Annotated in this window: 14 protein-coding genes; 12 read left to right on the top strand and 2 right to left on the bottom strand. The window is 55.7% G+C overall.

Annotation, left to right across the window (positions count from 1 at the left end; translation table 11 throughout):
- Positions 1–359 precede the first annotated feature (359 nt).
- Both rhtA and KDX30_RS15330 read left to right on the top strand, forming a co-directional pair.
- Complete coding sequence (gene rhtA / locus KDX30_RS15335) at positions 360–1,247, top strand: threonine/homoserine exporter RhtA (RefSeq protein WP_099267201.1); 888 nt, start codon at positions 360–362, stop codon at positions 1,245–1,247.
- A 177-nt stretch (positions 1,248–1,424) separates the two neighbouring features.
- A complete protein-coding gene (locus KDX30_RS15330) occupies positions 1,425–1,724 on the top strand; it encodes a hypothetical protein (protein WP_099267202.1) in 300 nt (99 codons plus the stop codon).
- Between the two features lie 47 nt (positions 1,725–1,771).
- Here KDX30_RS15330 and KDX30_RS15325 read toward each other — a convergent pair whose 3' ends face one another.
- Both KDX30_RS15325 and KDX30_RS15320 read right to left on the bottom strand, forming a co-directional pair.
- A complete protein-coding gene (locus KDX30_RS15325; protein WP_231676783.1) occupies positions 1,772–3,580 on the bottom strand; it encodes an aminopeptidase P family protein in 1,809 nt (602 codons plus the stop codon).
- Positions 3,581–3,637: 57 nt separating this feature from the next.
- Positions 3,638–4,816 (bottom strand): aminotransferase class V-fold PLP-dependent enzyme, encoded by a 1,179-nt coding sequence (locus KDX30_RS15320; RefSeq protein ID WP_231676782.1) that lies wholly within the window; start codon positions 4,814–4,816, stop codon positions 3,638–3,640.
- Between the two features lie 884 nt (positions 4,817–5,700).
- On the opposite strand from KDX30_RS15320, the gene KDX30_RS15315 reads away from it, so the two are divergent.
- From KDX30_RS15315 to KDX30_RS15270, 10 genes are all read left to right on the top strand, one after another.
- A complete protein-coding gene (locus KDX30_RS15315; RefSeq protein WP_231676781.1) occupies positions 5,701–6,495 on the top strand; it encodes a hypothetical protein in 795 nt (264 codons plus the stop codon).
- Positions 6,496–6,528: 33 nt separating this feature from the next.
- The gene (locus tag KDX30_RS15310; protein WP_231676780.1) at positions 6,529–7,650 is read left to right on the top strand and encodes a DegT/DnrJ/EryC1/StrS family aminotransferase; all 1,122 of its coding nucleotides are present in this window, start codon (positions 6,529–6,531) and stop codon (positions 7,648–7,650) included.
- Positions 7,651–7,655: 5 nt separating this feature from the next.
- The gene (locus tag KDX30_RS15305; protein WP_231676779.1) at positions 7,656–9,170 is read left to right on the top strand and encodes a lipopolysaccharide biosynthesis protein; all 1,515 of its coding nucleotides are present in this window, start codon (positions 7,656–7,658) and stop codon (positions 9,168–9,170) included.
- A gap of 3 nt (positions 9,171–9,173) precedes the next feature.
- Positions 9,174–10,100, top strand: a complete 927-nt coding sequence (locus KDX30_RS15300) for a glycosyltransferase family 2 protein (protein ID WP_027899253.1) — start codon at positions 9,174–9,176, stop codon at positions 10,098–10,100.
- On the top strand, positions 10,090–10,539 hold the full coding sequence (locus KDX30_RS15295; RefSeq protein WP_099267206.1) for a low molecular weight protein-tyrosine-phosphatase: 450 nt from the start codon (positions 10,090–10,092) through the stop codon (positions 10,537–10,539). Before KDX30_RS15300 ends, KDX30_RS15295 begins: the two co-directional genes overlap by 11 nt.
- Positions 10,540–12,750, top strand: coding sequence for a polysaccharide biosynthesis tyrosine autokinase (locus KDX30_RS15290; RefSeq protein WP_231676778.1), 2,211 nt, complete (start codon positions 10,540–10,542; stop codon positions 12,748–12,750).
- A gap of 46 nt (positions 12,751–12,796) precedes the next feature.
- Positions 12,797–13,597: a WbqC family protein gene (locus KDX30_RS15285; protein ID WP_122706162.1), complete on the top strand. Its 801-nt coding sequence runs from the start codon at positions 12,797–12,799 to the stop codon at positions 13,595–13,597.
- A gap of 5 nt (positions 13,598–13,602) precedes the next feature.
- Positions 13,603–14,115 (top strand): transcription/translation regulatory transformer protein RfaH, encoded by a 513-nt coding sequence (gene rfaH / locus KDX30_RS15280; RefSeq protein WP_122706160.1) that lies wholly within the window; start codon positions 13,603–13,605, stop codon positions 14,113–14,115.
- Positions 14,116–14,379: 264 nt separating this feature from the next.
- The gene (locus KDX30_RS15275) at positions 14,380–15,381 is read left to right on the top strand and encodes a glycosyltransferase (RefSeq protein WP_231676777.1); all 1,002 of its coding nucleotides are present in this window, start codon (positions 14,380–14,382) and stop codon (positions 15,379–15,381) included.
- Entirely contained in the window at positions 15,378–16,622 is a 1,245-nt protein-coding gene (locus KDX30_RS15270; RefSeq protein ID WP_231676776.1) for a glycosyltransferase family 4 protein, read from the top strand. Before KDX30_RS15275 ends, KDX30_RS15270 begins: the two co-directional genes overlap by 4 nt.
- Positions 16,623–16,628 lie beyond the last annotated feature (6 nt).

Here is a 16,628-nt window from a genome sequence, read left to right as displayed (position 1 = left end):
TTCGATCAACATCACGTTGCTCGTTAGCGGGAGGCGAATTCTACAGCGTTACAACCTGCTGTCAACTGCCTTTTTTCACCGCTTTCGATCAACTTCATCCAAGCCTCTTCCGAGCTAACCGAATCGTCCAACTCATTGATTATCAAGGAGTTTTTCGTTCTGTCTGCGCCAGAAGAGGTGCGAATTATAGAGAGATTAGAGAGGCCGTCAACCCCTAATTTCAGTTTTCCCAAAAAAGCTAAAAAGATACTGCTTATATAGAAGAACAACTCACCATGAGCATTATATTGCGCAGCAAGATCTTCTTAAGCATCATATAGCCTTTGCACCAACTGCCCGCTGACTGGAACACCCTCCCCATGAGCAACAACCTGCGCCCTCTTTCCCACACGCTATTCCCTATCGGACTACTGCTCATTGCCATGGCATCCATCCAGACCGGGGCATCAATGGCGAAGACGCTGTTTCCTCTGGTGGGTGCGCAGGGCACGACTTCTTTAAGGTTGATCTTTGCCAGCGTTATTCTGCTGTTGGTACTCCGCCCATGGCGCGCCAGATTCACTGCGAAGTCGTTGAGAACAGTCCTGTTCTACGGCATCGCTCTGGGCGGCATGAATTTCCTCTTCTACATGTCTTTGCGCAGCGTCCCGCTAGGCATTGCCGTAGCCCTGGAATTCACAGGGCCGCTGGCTGTTGCTTTGTTTGGTTCACGCAGGCCACTCGACTTCGTCTGGATCGCGCTGGCCGTAACGGGATTGTTGCTGCTCATTCCGACCGGCGCAGAAAGCGCGAGCCTGGATATGACCGGGGTGGCTTATGCCTTAGGCGCGGGGGTTTGCTGGGCAGGCTACATCCTGTTCGGACAGAAGGCGGGCGAAGATAACGGCATTCAGACGGCAGCGCTGGGCGTACTCATTGCTGCCCTCTTCATAGCGCCGATTGGTGCCGTGCATGCAGGATGGGCGCTTCTCGATATTGGCTTGATTCCTACCGCTATCGGCGTAGCCATCTTGTCCACTGCCCTCCCTTATAGCCTGGAGATGGTCGCACTGACCCGGATGCCTGCACGAACATTCGGGACCCTGGCCAGTCTGGAGCCGGCATTCGGAGCGTTATCAGGCATGCTTTTTCTTCACGAAAATCTGACCCTCACTCAATGGCTGGCCATTGGCGCGATTATCCTGGCCTCAGCGGGCGCAACCCTTACAGCACGGCGAGACACCGCGCGATTAGTCCCTGTCGATTGAGGACTCTTTTGCTCAAATATGAGATGTCACTGGCATTTGTAACGATGTTAAGCCATGTTTACGACATGGCGACGCCGAAGCCGTTTCTGGCCATCGGCAGAATGCCAAATCATCTGACTGAGTAATCGCATCCGGGCTGGGCACTGGCGCTCAATGAAGGCCAGAGTAAGGAAGGCAATGAAGTACATTTTTATAGCGCTGACGACACTTATAATTACAGGCTGCGCAGCCACCTCGGCCCCTATCAAGCAGACCAAGCGGGGAATCCATATCAACTGCTCAGGTCTGTCGTCTTCGTGGCAAAAGTGCTACGAAATGGCAACTGACTCCTGCATTTCGAAAAACTATCGAATCATCGCCAAGTCAGGCGACGGGGTTGAAGACCCCGGCGACTATCCTTTCGGTTTGAACCCCGCCGGCTACACCAGTCGTAGCATGATTATCATCTGCAAAAAACCTGCAAAAGCCGCTGACTAAAGGAAAGTATGGCGGCTGTATTCACCGCCATATAAACCTCGAGCAGATCAGACCGCCACAGTACGCATTCGCAGCCATTCAAGCGCTGCACCCTGCAACAGTGGGCTCAAGCGCTGATTCACCTGAGCGTGATAGTCGTTCAACCATTCACGCTCATCCTGCGTCAGCAACCCGATCTCCAGGCATCGGGTATCGATCGGGCATAAGGTCAGGGTTTCGAACCTGAGGAAGTCGCCGAACTCCGTACTCTGTGCCTCACGATTGATCACCAGATTCTCGATTCGGACACCCCATCGACCCGGACGATAAGTACCCGGCTCGATCGACGTAATCATGCCTGGCAACATGGCGGTTTGAGGCGTAGCCGGAGCCTGGTAGGCAATAACCTGCGGTCCTTCGTGGACGTTGAGGAAATAGCCAACACCATGCCCGGTGCCGTGACCGTAGTTCACACCTTCAGACCATATTGGCGCCCGGGCGATGGAATCCAGCAGCGGCGACAGAATGCCTTTAGGAAAGTGCGTACGCGATAACGCGATCAGGCCTTTGAGTACTCGAGTGCAATCACGCTTCTGCTCTGCACTTGGAGTACCGACAGGAACCATGCGCGTGATATCAGTCGTGCCCCCCAGGTATTGCCCACCGGAGTCAATGAGCAGCAGCCCGTCCCCCTCGATCTGCGAGAATTCCTCCGGTGTAGCACGATAGTGCGGCATCGCTCCATTGCCATTGAATCCGGCAATGGTCGCAAAACTGGGGGAGATGTAACCTGGACGGCGCTGGCGAGCCTGCCCCAGCTTTTCATCAACAGTCAGCTCGCTGACAGGATCGTGACCCAATGCAGAATCAAGCCAGCAGAAGAATTCACACAACGCCGCGCCGTCCTGCTCCATGGCCTGACGGATGTGTGCGGTGTCGGCTTCACTTTTCTGGGACTTGAACAAGGTGGTCGGGTTGAGGCCCTCCACCAGCGTGACTTCTGCATCCAGGTAATCCAGCAGTCCGCAGGTCACCCGGGCAGGATCAACCAGCAGGCGAGCATCTTGAGGCACTTCACGCAATGCTGCGCCAATCTGGGTGTACTCCAGCAACGTAACGCCGTCCTGCTCGAGACTCAGGCGTACGCCTGCACTCAGCTTGTCCGAGTCAACAAACAGACTGACGCTGTTCGGCCCGATCAGAGCGAAGGAAATGAACACGGGATTGTAGGAGACATCTGAACCGCGAAGATTGAACAGCCAGGCAATGTCATCAAGCGTAGCGATGAAATGCCAGTCCGCACCACGCTCGGTAATGACCTGACGCAGACGAGCGAGCTTTTCTCCTCGTTTGACAGAGGCCTGAGGCGGCAAATGCTCATAAACAGGGCTGACGGGTAACGCAGGTCGGTCTGTCCATAACTCAGTCAGCAAATCCAGGTCAGTACGCAACCTTGCTCCACGCTCATAGAGCTTGCTCGCCAGAGTCCGGGAAGATGCAACCGCCAACACAGCACCATCGACTGCCACAACCGTTTCGGCCTTGGCCTGATCAGCCAGCCACTCCAAAGGCCCTTGCAGCCCCGGCTGGAGCTTGACCAGTTCAATGCCGCTGCCAGCCAGCTCTTTGGTGGCCTGCTCCCAGTAACGGCTGTCCGCCCATAGCCCGGCAAAATCCTGAGTAACGATCAGCGTTCCGACCGAACCATGAAACCCCGACAACCATTGTCGCCCCTGCCAGTAGCCTGGCAGGTATTCGGAAAGATGCGGGTCGGCTGAAGGCACCAGATAAGCATCGATACGCTCGCGACTCATCAAGGCCCGTGTCTGCGCCAGACGTTGCGCGACGGCTGCGCTGGGTTTCGATTGCGTACTCATTGGTTCTCCTGCTGACCCGATAAATTAATCTCTTGCGGGCAGATAATGGAGCACCAATCAGGACTGAGCAACCGCCCAGAACGCAGGTTGCACCCTTGCAGCCTTGATCAGCGACGCTGCGCGCTCGATTTCTTCTTGAGTGGTAAAGCGTCCGAGGCTCAGGCGAATGGTTTGACTGGCCGCCTTTGCGTCATGACCCAGCGCCAGCAAAACATGTGACGGGGTGTTTTTTGCCGAGTTACAGGCAGACGTCGAGGAAAAAGCCAGACCGTGGCCCAGGATTGCAATGTTCAGATCACTGTTGCCGAACGTCAGACTCAAGGTATGAGGTATGCGCTGAGCCGCGTCGCCATTGATACGCAAGCCGGAGACATCGGCCAGCTGTGTACATAAAAGCTCGTTCAAACGCTGAATATGAGCAGTTTCTTCGTCAAACAGCGTCTGCGCCAACGCAAAGGCTGCGCCCATACCGGCAATCTGATGCGTGGCCAGCGTGCCTGAACGCAGGCCACTTTCGTGCCCCCCACCATGAATCTGCGCCTCTACACGCTGTTCGGCTCGCGGCCCCACATACAGCGCACCAATACCTTTGGGACCATAAATCTTGTGCGCCGAGAACGACATCAGGTCCACCGCCAGTTCGGCCAGATCAATCCTGACCTTGCCAGCCCCTTGAGCAGCGTCAACATGGAACAGTGCCCCATGCTCGCGCACATGCCGACCGATCTGTGCAATATCGGTGAGCGTCCCCAGCTCGTTGTTGACCAGCATCAACGACACCAGAAAAGTATCTTCACGCAGAGCAGCGGTCACTGCCTCGGGAGCGATCAAGCCATTCGCATCAGGTGCCAGGTAAGTGACTTCAACACCCGCCAACTGCAGCTGATGAGCGGTATCCAGAATCGCCTTGTGTTCGATCAGGCTGGTAATAATGTGCCCGGAGGTACGCCCGTGGCGCTCTGCATAACCTTGAGCAACGCCCTTCAGCGCCAGATTGTTCGACTCGGTCGCACCCGAAGTCCAGATGACCTGCTCCGCCTGAGCACCTACCAGATCAGCAACCTGCTGCCGCGCAATGTCAACGGCAGATCGCGCTTCGCGGCCATAAGCATGTGAATTGGATGCCGGGTTACCAAACGTGCCAGACCTGCCCAGGCATTGCACCATGACCTCAATGACACGCTCATCAACGGGAGTGGTAGCAGCGTAGTCAAAATACAGCGCAAGATTTTTCATCAAACCACCTTCAAATGCGCAGCCCGGAACGCCGGACTGTTTGCGTAATACGAGTCGCGATTCCTGCGACGCTCAAACTGAACCTGTGGAGCATCATGCATGAACAGACATAGATCAAAAAATTATTAATTAATATTTGCTTATTCAAAAAAGACATATACAAGCAACTGTCTCAAGAACTCTATGATACTCCACGCACATTCCATGCCCAACAGCAGGAGTAACAAGCCCCTGTCAGTACTGACCGGCACCCTTCTAGCGTCTATAGATATATTCAAAGGGAGTGAATATCAATCATTACACTCGTTTGAATAATATTATGTTTCCTTTAAAGATTTATATAACCCTCTCTTTCGCCGACGAACTTCTGGCGTTATAAAAACGATAACGGCGTTTAGAGCCTTCAATTTATGAAAATTGTAAGAGTGCCCAAAAACCGTCACTGCACCGAAGCAGTGCGCGCAATGTTTTTTTGACTCCTTATAAATCAACAACTTGAGATATATTTAAAACCACTTATCAAAAACTTAACAGAATGTTGACGAAATAATTTGACAGAAAGCCAGGCGAGAACGATATATACGCATGTCAGACATTTCCTTGTCAGTGCAGTGTTACCAAAGAGTAATGCGCAGGAAATATCGAGCCAACACACTTCTTGAAATGCCTCACGTTAGTTATCTGCACGGCGCACTTTAGCGCCGGTGGTCGTCCTTTGATTAACAGAAAAGAGCCCAGCTGCTGAGAGCAGTCGGAATGGCGGTAGCGTGGCCCGGGAATCCGCGCCACGTGACGGGAAATACGCTCAAGACCTCCACGCACTGGATTAAAGGATTCGGGCGGTAGCGTGGACGAGCTCACCTTCAATATCAGGGATTGAATTGATGCCATCTTCATTTGCCATGGATCAGCCGCAGATAAAGCAGATTGCTGAGCAGATCAATGCTCAGGGGTTCTGCCAGATAAGCGGCGCACTCAACGCCAACGACCTGCAACTGCTGCGCACCTACACCCAAGCCGAGGCGACACTGCATCGGGGTGAGTACTTCGCTCACCACGGTAAGCAGTTACTGTCGCAAAGCTCGCTGTCATCGCTGTGGGAGTCTGCGGACTTCCAGCAAATGCTGGCCGGCCTTTATCGCTCGGCCACCGGCGTGGAGCCCGCCAGCACCGAAATTTTTCCGGTACTGCGCTGTGTTCAAGGCAACCAGGGGCGTCGTGAATCCAACTGTTTTCATTTCGATGCCAGCCTGGTTACCGTGCTGGTGCCTGTGTTCATCCCTACCGAAGGGGATGATCGCGGTGACCTCATGCTGTTTCCCAACCTGCGCAAAGTACGGCATAACGCGGTATTCAACGCCGTTGAAAAAGCGTTATTGCAGAACGCCTTCAGCCGCAAGTTACTGGTCATGGCCATCCAGCGAGGCTGGCTCAAGCCCGAAACACTGACGCTCAAACCGGGCGATATCTACGTGTTCTGGGGCTACCGAACACTGCATGCCAACAAGCCCTGCGGCCCCGCGATTACCCGGGCGACGGCAATCTTCCATTTCGGCGATCCCCATGCCGGCAGCCTGACTACGCGGCTGATCCTGAACATCAACCAACGTCGCGCCCGACGCGCCAGCATCAAAGCGGGCGCAGTCCCCACGGCAGTCACACCCGGCAAATCGCTCTGACACCTGCGTTAAACGTCAAACATGGAGGCTTCGATGATCAACGTGACCAAGACATACCTGGGCGATATCGGCAAGTTCAAGGCTTATGTAGAAGGCATTTATGCCCGGGGCTGGCTGACCAATCACGGACCTCTGCTGGGCGAACTGGAAGAACGCCTTAAAGAATATCTGGGCGTCAAACATATCATCCTGACCAACAACGGGACGCTGGCGTTGCAAGTGGCTTACCGTGCGCTGAACCTTGGTGGCAGCGCGGTCACTACTCCCTTCAGTTTTGTCGCAACCAGCAGCTCCTTGCAGTGGGAAGGTATACGGCCATTGTTTGCCGACATTGATCCCGCCACCTGGAACATCTCGCCGGACCACATCGAAAGCCGCATCGAGGCCGATACAACTGCTATCGTCGGCACCCATGTATTCGGCAATCCCTGTGCTGTCGAACGCATTGAACAGATTGCGCTCAAGCACAAACTCAAAGTGATCTATGACGGTGCCCATGCTTTTGCCGTGCGTCATGCGGGCCAGTCGGTGCTCAATTGGGGCGATGTCAGCACCTTGAGTTTCCATGCCACCAAACTTTTCCACACCATTGAGGGCGGCGCGATCATCACCAATGATGACGAAATAGCCAAACGCGCCTATCTGCTGTGTAACTTCGGTATCTCTGACGTAGACAAGATTGACAGTATTGGCATCAACGCCAAGCTCAATGAATTTTCTGCCGCCATGGGTCTTTGCATCCTGGATGACATCGAGAACATTCTTGAAGAACGGGCCGAAATTGCTTACCGCTACACATCCCGCCTGGAAAACTATCTGGATCTGCAGCAAACCGAGGCAGACAGCCAGCTCAATCACAGCTACTACCCGGTAGCCCTGCACAACGAACAACAATTGCTGCGCATACGCACTGCACTCAACCATCGGGACATCAATCCACGACGCTATTTCTATCCGTCGCTGGATACCCTTGAGTACCTGCAGCCTCAGGTTCCCCAGTGTGAATCCCGTGCGTTGAGCGAACGCGTACTGTGCCTGCCGATCTATCCCGGTCTGCAAAAAAGCGATCAGGAAAAAGTCATCAACACACTGCTCGAAGAGTGCAGCGTCAGTAGCGCGCGCTACCGCAGCCCGCTCATCGCCCGAGCGATGTAATCAACATGGCGCAGAGTCGCTCGGTCGTTCGCAATACCGCACTCAACTATGTCGGTCAGGCCTACGTTCTGCTGGTGGGAATTCTGATCATGCCGTTCTACCTCGGGCACCTGGGTGCCGAGGCATATGGTTTGATCGGATTCTTCGCCGTTATGCAGACCTGGTTGCTGCTGCTCGATGCGGGTTTGTCACCCAGCCTGGTGCGTGCCGTCGCCCACCAGCAGGGTACGCTTGCCCGCGAACGCAGCTCGGGGCAGTTGTTGCGTTCGTTCGAAATCATTTTCCTGCCAATGGCGGTGCTGTGTTGCATCGGTATTTACCTGAGCAGCCCGTGGATTGCCTTGCAGTGGCTCAACGCTAAAGACCTGCGCCCCGAGACGCTGATCAACTGCATCAGTCTGATGGGGTTGGTGGTTGGCCTGCGCCTGTATGCAACCTTATATAAAAGCGGCATTCAGGGCCTTGAACAACACGCCTGGCTGAATATCGCCAACATCATCATCGCGACACTGCGTTATTTCGGCGGCCTGGTGTTAGTCAGTACCTACTCTCAGGACCCCGAGGACTACTTCAGATTCCAAGTCCTGGTCGGGCTGATCGAGACCCTGATGTTTGCTGCCCGGGCGTATCAGCAAATGCCCACCCCGCACTTCTTCACGGGTTTCAACTGGCAGCTGGTCAAACCGATTATCCCGTTTGCCGCCAGCATGACCCTGACTTCAGTGCTGTGGATTGTGCTGACCCAGATGGACAAGGTGTTGCTGTCCGACCTGCTGCCGCTGGATCAATACGGCTATTTTTCGCTGGTGACCCTGACCACCACCGGCATCATGATGCTCACCAATCCACTGGTGCAGGCGTTATTACCGCGCATGACGGTGATGGTGGCCGAGGGTCGTCAGAGTGAGATTAACATCCTGTTCCTGGCCGCAAACCGCTTTGCCTGCACGTTTCTGTTTCCGCTGGCCGCCCTGATCGGCTTGCATGGCAAGTACCTGATCTATGCCTGGACCGGCGACTGGGTCGCGGCGCAATGGAGCCATCAGATTCTGTGCTGGTATTCCCTGGGCAGCGCGATCATGGCCGTCAGCGCCTTTCAGTTTTACCTGCAGTACGCCTATGGGCAGATAAGTCTGCATATCTGGTACAGCGTGGTTTCCGCCATCGTCACGGTACCGGTGATGTTCTTCGCCATTCGTTACCAAGGCGCCTATGGCGCGGCCATCTCATGGTTTCTTCTGCGCGTGGTGTCGTTCGCCATCTGGCCGATGATCGTTCACCGCCGTCTGGCTCCCGGCATCCATGGCCAGTGGTTGCGAGACATTTTACGGATCAGCGTGATGACAGCAGTGGGGCTGACCCTCAGCGAACCCTTGTTCCTGCTGATCGCCGGAGATGATCGCCTCAGCGTGTTTATGGGCCTGGCGGTCAGTGGCCTGATCACCCTGTTGATCGTCGCCGCCAGCTACAAACCGGTGGCAGCCAGAATTTTCGTCTTGTTCAGCAAACCGAGTACATGAGCCATGGATGAGATTACAAAAACTGACCCAAGCGCACCGCCATTACTGAGCATCGTGTGCCCGGCCTACAACCAGGAAGACTTCATCGCTCAGACACTGGACAGCTTTCTCGCTCAGCAGACGACCTTCAATTTCGAAATCCTGATCAATGACGATGCCTCTACAGATGGCACGGCACGGATCATCGCCGAGTACACCCAACGTTATCCGCACATCATTCGGCCCTTCTATGAGCAGGTGAACCAGTTCCAGCATGGTCGGCCTTGTGTGCCCGGTCTGTTTGCCAAGGCGCGCGGTCACTACATCGCCTATTGCGAAGCTGATGACTATTGGACCGACCCACACAAGCTGCAGATCCAGGTGGACTTCCTCGAAGCTAACCGGGACTACGTGATGACCTATCACGACGCCATGGCCTTCGATAAAAACGGTCTGCGAGGCATTCAGCTAAAAGGCAATCTGCGCAGCGATGCCAGTGCTCTGGACCTGCAGAAAGCACGACCGATTTCGACCCTGACGGTGTGCTTTCGTAATCTGCTGAGCACCCTGCCGCCCGAGCTAATGATGCCCGTCGCGCCGCTCAATGACATGTGCTGGTGGTCGCTGTTGGGCGCCTTTGGTAAAGGCAAGTTCATGGCCGAGATCAAACCGGCGGCGTACCGGGTGCACCCGGGCGGAATTTTTTCCATGCGCAGCAACAAACGCAAATTGCACATGAGCCTGCAGACCAGCAGCAGCCTGGCCAACTATTACCAGCGCATTGGCAATCAGGCCCTGTACGAACACTTCCTGAAACAGGTCTTCTGCCTGTCCCTGGCAGCACTCGGCCCGATGCACAAAGTCCAGGCGCTGCTGATGGCCATCCGCAACATGAGCGTCAATCTGCGCAGGCGTCTGCTGCCATCGATCAGCAAAGGCCATGTTCAGTAACGTGCTGGTGATCTGCGTTGGCAACATCTGCCGCAGCCCCATGGCCGAGGCGCTATTGCTCCAACGTATCGCGCCGCATGTGCAGGTGACTTCGGCAGGAACACACGCGGTTCTCGGCTCGCCGATGGACCCGCTGGCGCAGGCGGTATTGCAAATGCATCAAGTCCGGACACCTCGACATCAAGCCCGTCAGGTAGAGAGAGCCATGCTGCACCGCGCCGAACTGATTCTGCTGATGGAGCCTTCGCAGTTGAACAGCGTGCTGAAGCTGGCTCCTGAAGTACGTGGCAAAACGTTTCTGATTGGCAAATGGCAGCAACAGCTGGAAATCGCCGACCCCTACCGGCAACCCCAATTAGCCTTTGAACAGACCTACGAGCAGCTCTCGAGATGCGTCGACGACTGGCTACCTTTTCTTCAGTCAGGAGAAACAAGATAAATGACCGCTATGAACCGCTCTTCCCTGGACTACTACCAGGACTCCCGGATCGATCTGGCAACTATCTTGCGCACATTATTCGACCACAAGGGCCTTATCCTTTTGATCGTCGGGCTCTTCAGCCTGGCGGGCGTGGCCTATGCGTTGCTTTCCACACCGATCTATCAGGCCAACGCGATGATCCAGATCGAGCCGAAAAAAATCGGTATCGAGGGCACACCCGAGGTCTCCGGCAAACCCATGTCGGTGTCTCAAGCCACGACTGAAATTGAACTGATCAAATCCCGGGCGGTGCTGGGCAAAGTGGTCGAAGACCTCAAGCTCAATATCGTGCAACTTCCGAAACTGTTCCCGGTGATTGGCCCTTATTTGAACCGCACGTTCAAGCAGGAGACACCCAACGCACTGGCGGAGCCTCTGTTTGGCCAGACTGCCTACGCCTGGGGCGGAGAAAAGATCGACGTGTTTCAGCTCGACGTCCCGGAAGGCCTGCTCGGCGAAAGCCTGATTCTGGTTGCAGGAAAGCCGGGGTTCTTTTCTCTTTATGACGAAGACCGCACGTTGATTCTGAGTGGTGCCATCAACCAGACCGTCGAGGGCAAAGGCGCAAAAATACAGGTGGCTGCGCTCAATGCACGACCAGGCACTGAGTTCATCGTCGCCAAACTGCGCACGCTGACGGCCGCACTGATTTATCAGGACCGCCTGAAAATCACCGAAGCAGGCAAGGATTCCGGGATCATCTACCTCGCCATTCAGGACCCCGATCCAGAGAAAGCCAATCACATCCTCAATGAAGTCAGCCGCCTATATGTGCGCCAGAACGTTGAGCGCAGCTCGGCCGAAGCTGCGCAACGCCTGGAATTCCTGCGCTCCCAACTGCCTGCCGTACGCAAGCAACTGGAAGAGTCGGAAATGGCCCTGAACGACTTTCAGACCAGCGCCAAATCCGTGGACCTGAGCATCGAAACCAAAGGCATCCTGGATCAGGTGGTCAAGCTGGATTCGATGCTGTCCGAGCTCAAGCTCAAGCGCGTCGAGATAGAGCGTCTGTACACCCGCGAACACCCGACCTATCGCGGCCTGATGAATCAGATGAGCCAGCTGGAAGCGCAGAAACAGGGCCTGCTGAAGAAGATCGAAGCGCTGCCCGTTACACAACAGGAACTGCTGCGCCTGACGCGCGACATGCAGGTCACCAGCCAGACTTACACCCTGATGCTCAACAAGAGCCAGGAGCAAGACATCCTGCGTGCAGGCAGTATCGGTAACGTCCGGATCATCGACAACGCCGACGCCAACGTCGAACAGCCGGTCAAACCGATGAAAAAACTCATCGTGCTGCTGGCTGCATTGCTCGGCGTTGTCGTGGCAGTTGGCACCGTCTTCGTCCGCCAGGCGTTCTATCGCGGCGTGGAAAACCCCGAAATCATCGAAAATATTGGCATGCCGGTCTACGCGTCGCTGCCCTACTCCCGCCAGCAAGACCGACTGGAAAAGAACAGTCAGGGACGCAGCAAGGAATCGAAACTGCTGAGTGTTTCTGCACCCACCGAGCTGGCCATCGAATCCTTGCGCAGCCTGCGTACCAGCCTGCACTTCGCGATGCTTGAGGCGCGTAACAACGTCCTGATGATTTCCAGCCCGTCGCCCGGCGCTGGCAAGTCCTTCGTATCCAGTAATCTGGCGGTGATCATTGCCCAGGCTGGAAGGCGCGTGCTGCTGATCGATGCCGATATGCGCAAAGGCTACCAGCACAAGATCTTCGGTCTGAACCCCAAGCACGGTTTGTCAGACACTCTGGCAGCTCGCGTGAAAAGCACGGACGCCATCAATCACACCGAGGTACGCAACCTCGACGTGATGGCCTGCGGCTTCGCAGCGCCGAATCCTTCTGAGCTGTTGATGCATGACAACTTCAACAAAATGCTCGCCGAGCTTTCCCCGCTCTACGACCTGATTCTGGTGGACACACCACCGATTCTGGCCGTCACCGACGCCACCCTGGTCGGGCGTCAGGCGGGCACGTGTCTGCTGGTGACCCGCTTCGGCCTGACCACGGTTAAAGAAATCGAAGCCTGCAAACGTCGGCTTGGCCAGAACGGCGTGCTGATCAAAGGCGCGATCTTCAACGGTGTGCTGCGCAAGGCATCCACCGCTGACTATGACTGCGCCGCTTATGGCTACAACTACAGCCCGGTCCGTAAATAGCGTCCAGACGCGCACCTTATTTCCCCGCATGCTCAAGGAGTTACACATGACACGGACGATCGCAATGATGCAGCCCTATCTCTTCCCCTATCTGGGCTACTTTCAGTTGATTGCAGCGGCGGACGTGTTTGTCCTCGGTGACGATCTGCAGTACATCCGCTCCGGGTGGGTCAATCGCAATCGCATCCTGAACAACGGTGAAGCAAAGCTGATGACCTTCCCGTTGAAGAAAGACAGCTTCGAACTGCCGATCATGAAACGCCAATTGTGCGACAACTTCAGCGATGAGGCTGATCGATTGGTCAACCTGATCTCCCAGAGCTACCGCAAGGCGCCGTACTTCGATCAGGTCATGCCTTTTCTGGAGCGCTTGATTCGCTTCCCGCAGACAAACCTTGGCGTCTACACAGAGCACACGATTCGCGAACTGTGCGCTTACCTGCATATTCTTACGCCCATTCTGCGCGGTTCGGACCTCGAACTCGTGTCCTGCCTCGACAAACAGGACCGTGTCATCAACGTCTCACGCGTCTTCGCGGCCACCACGTTTCTCAATCCAATCGGTGGCGTCGAGCTGTACGACCGCAATCACTTCGCACGTCAGGGATTATTGGTTCGTTTCTTCAAAATGGACCCCATCGTCTACCCACAACTGAACCAGCCTTTTGTACCCAGCCTGTCGATCATCGACGTGTTGATGTTCAACAGCGTGGAGCAGATCCAGGCGATGCTGGCCTGTTACAGCGTCGGCGATGGCGTGCAGCCCGGCGAAACAAACCCAATGGCTGAACTGGCCAACCAGGGCGATGCCGACACCATCAAACCTGCCCACGCTGCTGCGGAGTGATTGCCATGTCTTTGAGTAACCCAGCCCGCTGGTACCTGATTCAGACCAAACCCCGCCAGGAAGCACGCGCCGAAGAACACCTGCAGCGTCAGAATTTCGAGTGCTATCGCCCTTTCAAGCCTGGCGATACGAAAAAACGCAGTGCTCGATCTCTGAATCAGGAGGAACTGTTCCCCGGCTATCTATTCATTCGTATGGATCAGATCCATGACAACTGGTACCCGATCCGCTCAACTCGAGGTGTTGCCAGAATCGTAACGTTTGGTGGCCATCCGGTGCCGGTGCAAGACGAACTGATCGAGCAGATTCGCCTGCGCCTGAGCACTCCGGCCCCAAAAGCCGAGTTCAGGTACGGCGAACATGTGCTGATCAAGGCGGGCGAGCTGTGCGATATCGAAGCGATATTCCTCGCCTGCGATGGCACCGAGCGCGCCGTCATCCTGCTCAACCTGCTGCAACGCGAACAGAAAGTGGTGTTGCCGATGAGCAGCTTGCTACGGATGGAAGCACGGGTTTGACGCTCGCTGCGCCTGAGCCCACTTCTTGTTTCCCTGATCTGAAATGAGATCCCTGCCCACACCAGGGCAGCGCCTGTCAAACAAATGCAGTTACCTGATTTGCAATGCTTTTCTGTAGGAGCTCACGAGCACCGCGAGGCAGCGATGGCGTCTTTTCTGATACACCGCTATCGCGGCCTCGCGCTGCTCGTGCGCTCCTACAAGTCAGTGTTTGATAGCCACAAGACCGCTCCAGCTCTCTGACCTCATTTACCGGAACTCACCATGACCCAACTCACAACGCTGGTGACGCTGACCTATGGCGATCGCTACAACTACTTGCATACGCTGGTCAGCCGCTCGCTGGAGAGTCCGCTGATCAATCGGGTGATTATCGTCAGCAATGCCTCGGTTGCGCCGCTGGAAAACCTGCGCACAACCTGGCCGGGTCAGGTCGAGGTCATTTATCTGCAGAGCAACACCGGTTCAGCCAAAGGCTATTCAATAGGCATTCAGGCTGCGCTGGACGCTGGCGCTGAATACATCTGGCTGATGGATGACGACAACGCGCCGACGATCAACGCCATTGCGACCCTGCATCAGAGCCTGGCTCAGCGCCAGGCCATTGATGGTAAAGACAAGGCCGCCGTGCTGGGCTTTCGTCCTACTCACCAGGCCGACATCGCGGCCGGTGTACCGCGCCGCTTTGCTATCCAGCGTCGTTCCAGCTTCTTCGGTTTTCATATCGCGCAACTGCCCTACAAAATCTGGCGACGCTTGCCTTGGGGTCAGCCGCAGGGCAAATACAAAAAGATCGAAACGGTACAACTGCCCTTCGCTACTTACGGCGGTCTGCTCGCCCATCGCAGCCTTTACCAGCGCATCGGCCTGCCACTGGATGCGTTGATGTTGTACGCCGACGACAGTGAATACACCTGGCGCATTACCGCCACCGGCGGACGCATTTTTCTGGTGCCGGATGCGCTGCTGGATGACCTTGAGGACTCATGGAACATCAAAGCGCGCACCAGCAATATCTATGAAAGTTTTCTGCTGGGCGGCTCGGATCTTCGCGCCTATTACGGTGCCCGTAATCAGGCATGGTTCGACAAGAACGTCTGGGCCTCGTCGGAATGTCTCTACAGCTTCAATCGCTGGATATTCTTCCGGCTGTTACGGTTGATTGCCAAGCGACGCGGTGCCGAACAACGCTTGAGCCTGATCGAACGAGCCATTGCCGATGGCGAGTCCGGTGTATTGGGCCTGCACAAGTCATATCCGCTATGAAGGCCCTGTTCATCAGCAGCCTGTATGCCCCGGACATTGGTGGCGGCGCAGAAATCATCCTGCAACGCACGGTCGAAGGGCTGCAGCAACGTGGCTATCAGGTCGCAGTACTGGCTACCGGCCCGCAGTCAGGTCTGGTCGAAGAGACCGTCAATCTGGTGAAGGTTTACCGCGCCGGATTGCGTAATTTCTATTGGCACTTCAGCGCCCAGCGCCCCGGTAAACTGGCGCGACTGGGCTGGCACCTGCGCGACCGCTACAACGCAGGCATGCGCGATTATGTGAAACAAGTGATCGCCCTGGAAAAACCGGATCTGGTGGTGTGCCACAACCTGACCGGTTGGTCGGTTTCAGCCTGGGACGAGATCACCGCCGCCGGACTGCCCATCGTCCAGGTGCTTCATGATCTCTACCTGTTGTGTCCCGGCAGCACCATGTTCAGTAAAGGTCAAAGCTGCAAGACCCAATGTGGCCGCTGCGCGATTTTTCGCAAAGGTCACGAGGCCCGCTCGGCCCAGGTCAACACCGTCGTCGGTGTCAGCCGTTTCATGCTCGACACCCTGCAAGCCCAGGGTTATTTCAAAGGAGCCCGTGGCTACGTAGTGCACAACGCCAGTCCTCGTCCGGCCATACCGATCAAGGTCAAAAGCCTGGGGCCGCCGGCGAAAAATGCTCCGCTACGCTTCGGCTACATGGGCACCTTGTCCGAACCTAAAGGGCTGCGCTGGCTGATCGAACAATTCCAGCAACTGCCTATTGACGCCACTTTGCAGATTGCCGGCCGGGGTCAACTGGACGATGAAGAACGCTTCAAGGCACTGGCTCTCTCGCCAAAAATAAGCTTCGTGGGGTACCAGTCTCCTGAAGACTTCTACAAGCAAATCGATGTGGCCATCGTGCCGTCAATATGGAACGAGCCCTTCGGCATGGTCGCCGTTGAGGCCTGCTCCTGGTCGGTACCGGTGATAGCCAGTCGAATGGGCGGACTCCCTGAAATTATTCAGGATCAGTTCAATGGCCTCCTATGCAGCCCCGACGATCCCGACTCGCTGGGTGTGGCGATGCTCAGGTTGCATCAGCAGCCTGAGCTGCTGGCACGTTTGAGCGCTCAGGCCCGAATCAGTGTCGGGGCCCTGACAGACCTGCAACTGATGCTCGACAGCTACGAAAGCATTCTCGAACAGACCTTGCTGGACGACACGTCATACCAGGCGAATCCTGGTGCGTCAGGTCCAACCTGACATACC

This window comes from Pseudomonas quasicaspiana (genome assembly GCF_021147825.1).
GTDB classification, from domain to species: domain Bacteria; phylum Pseudomonadota; class Gammaproteobacteria; order Pseudomonadales; family Pseudomonadaceae; genus Aquipseudomonas; species Aquipseudomonas quasicaspiana.
The sequence above is the reverse complement of the archived record's forward strand: the minus strand, read 5'-3'. Positions and strand labels throughout refer to the sequence as shown.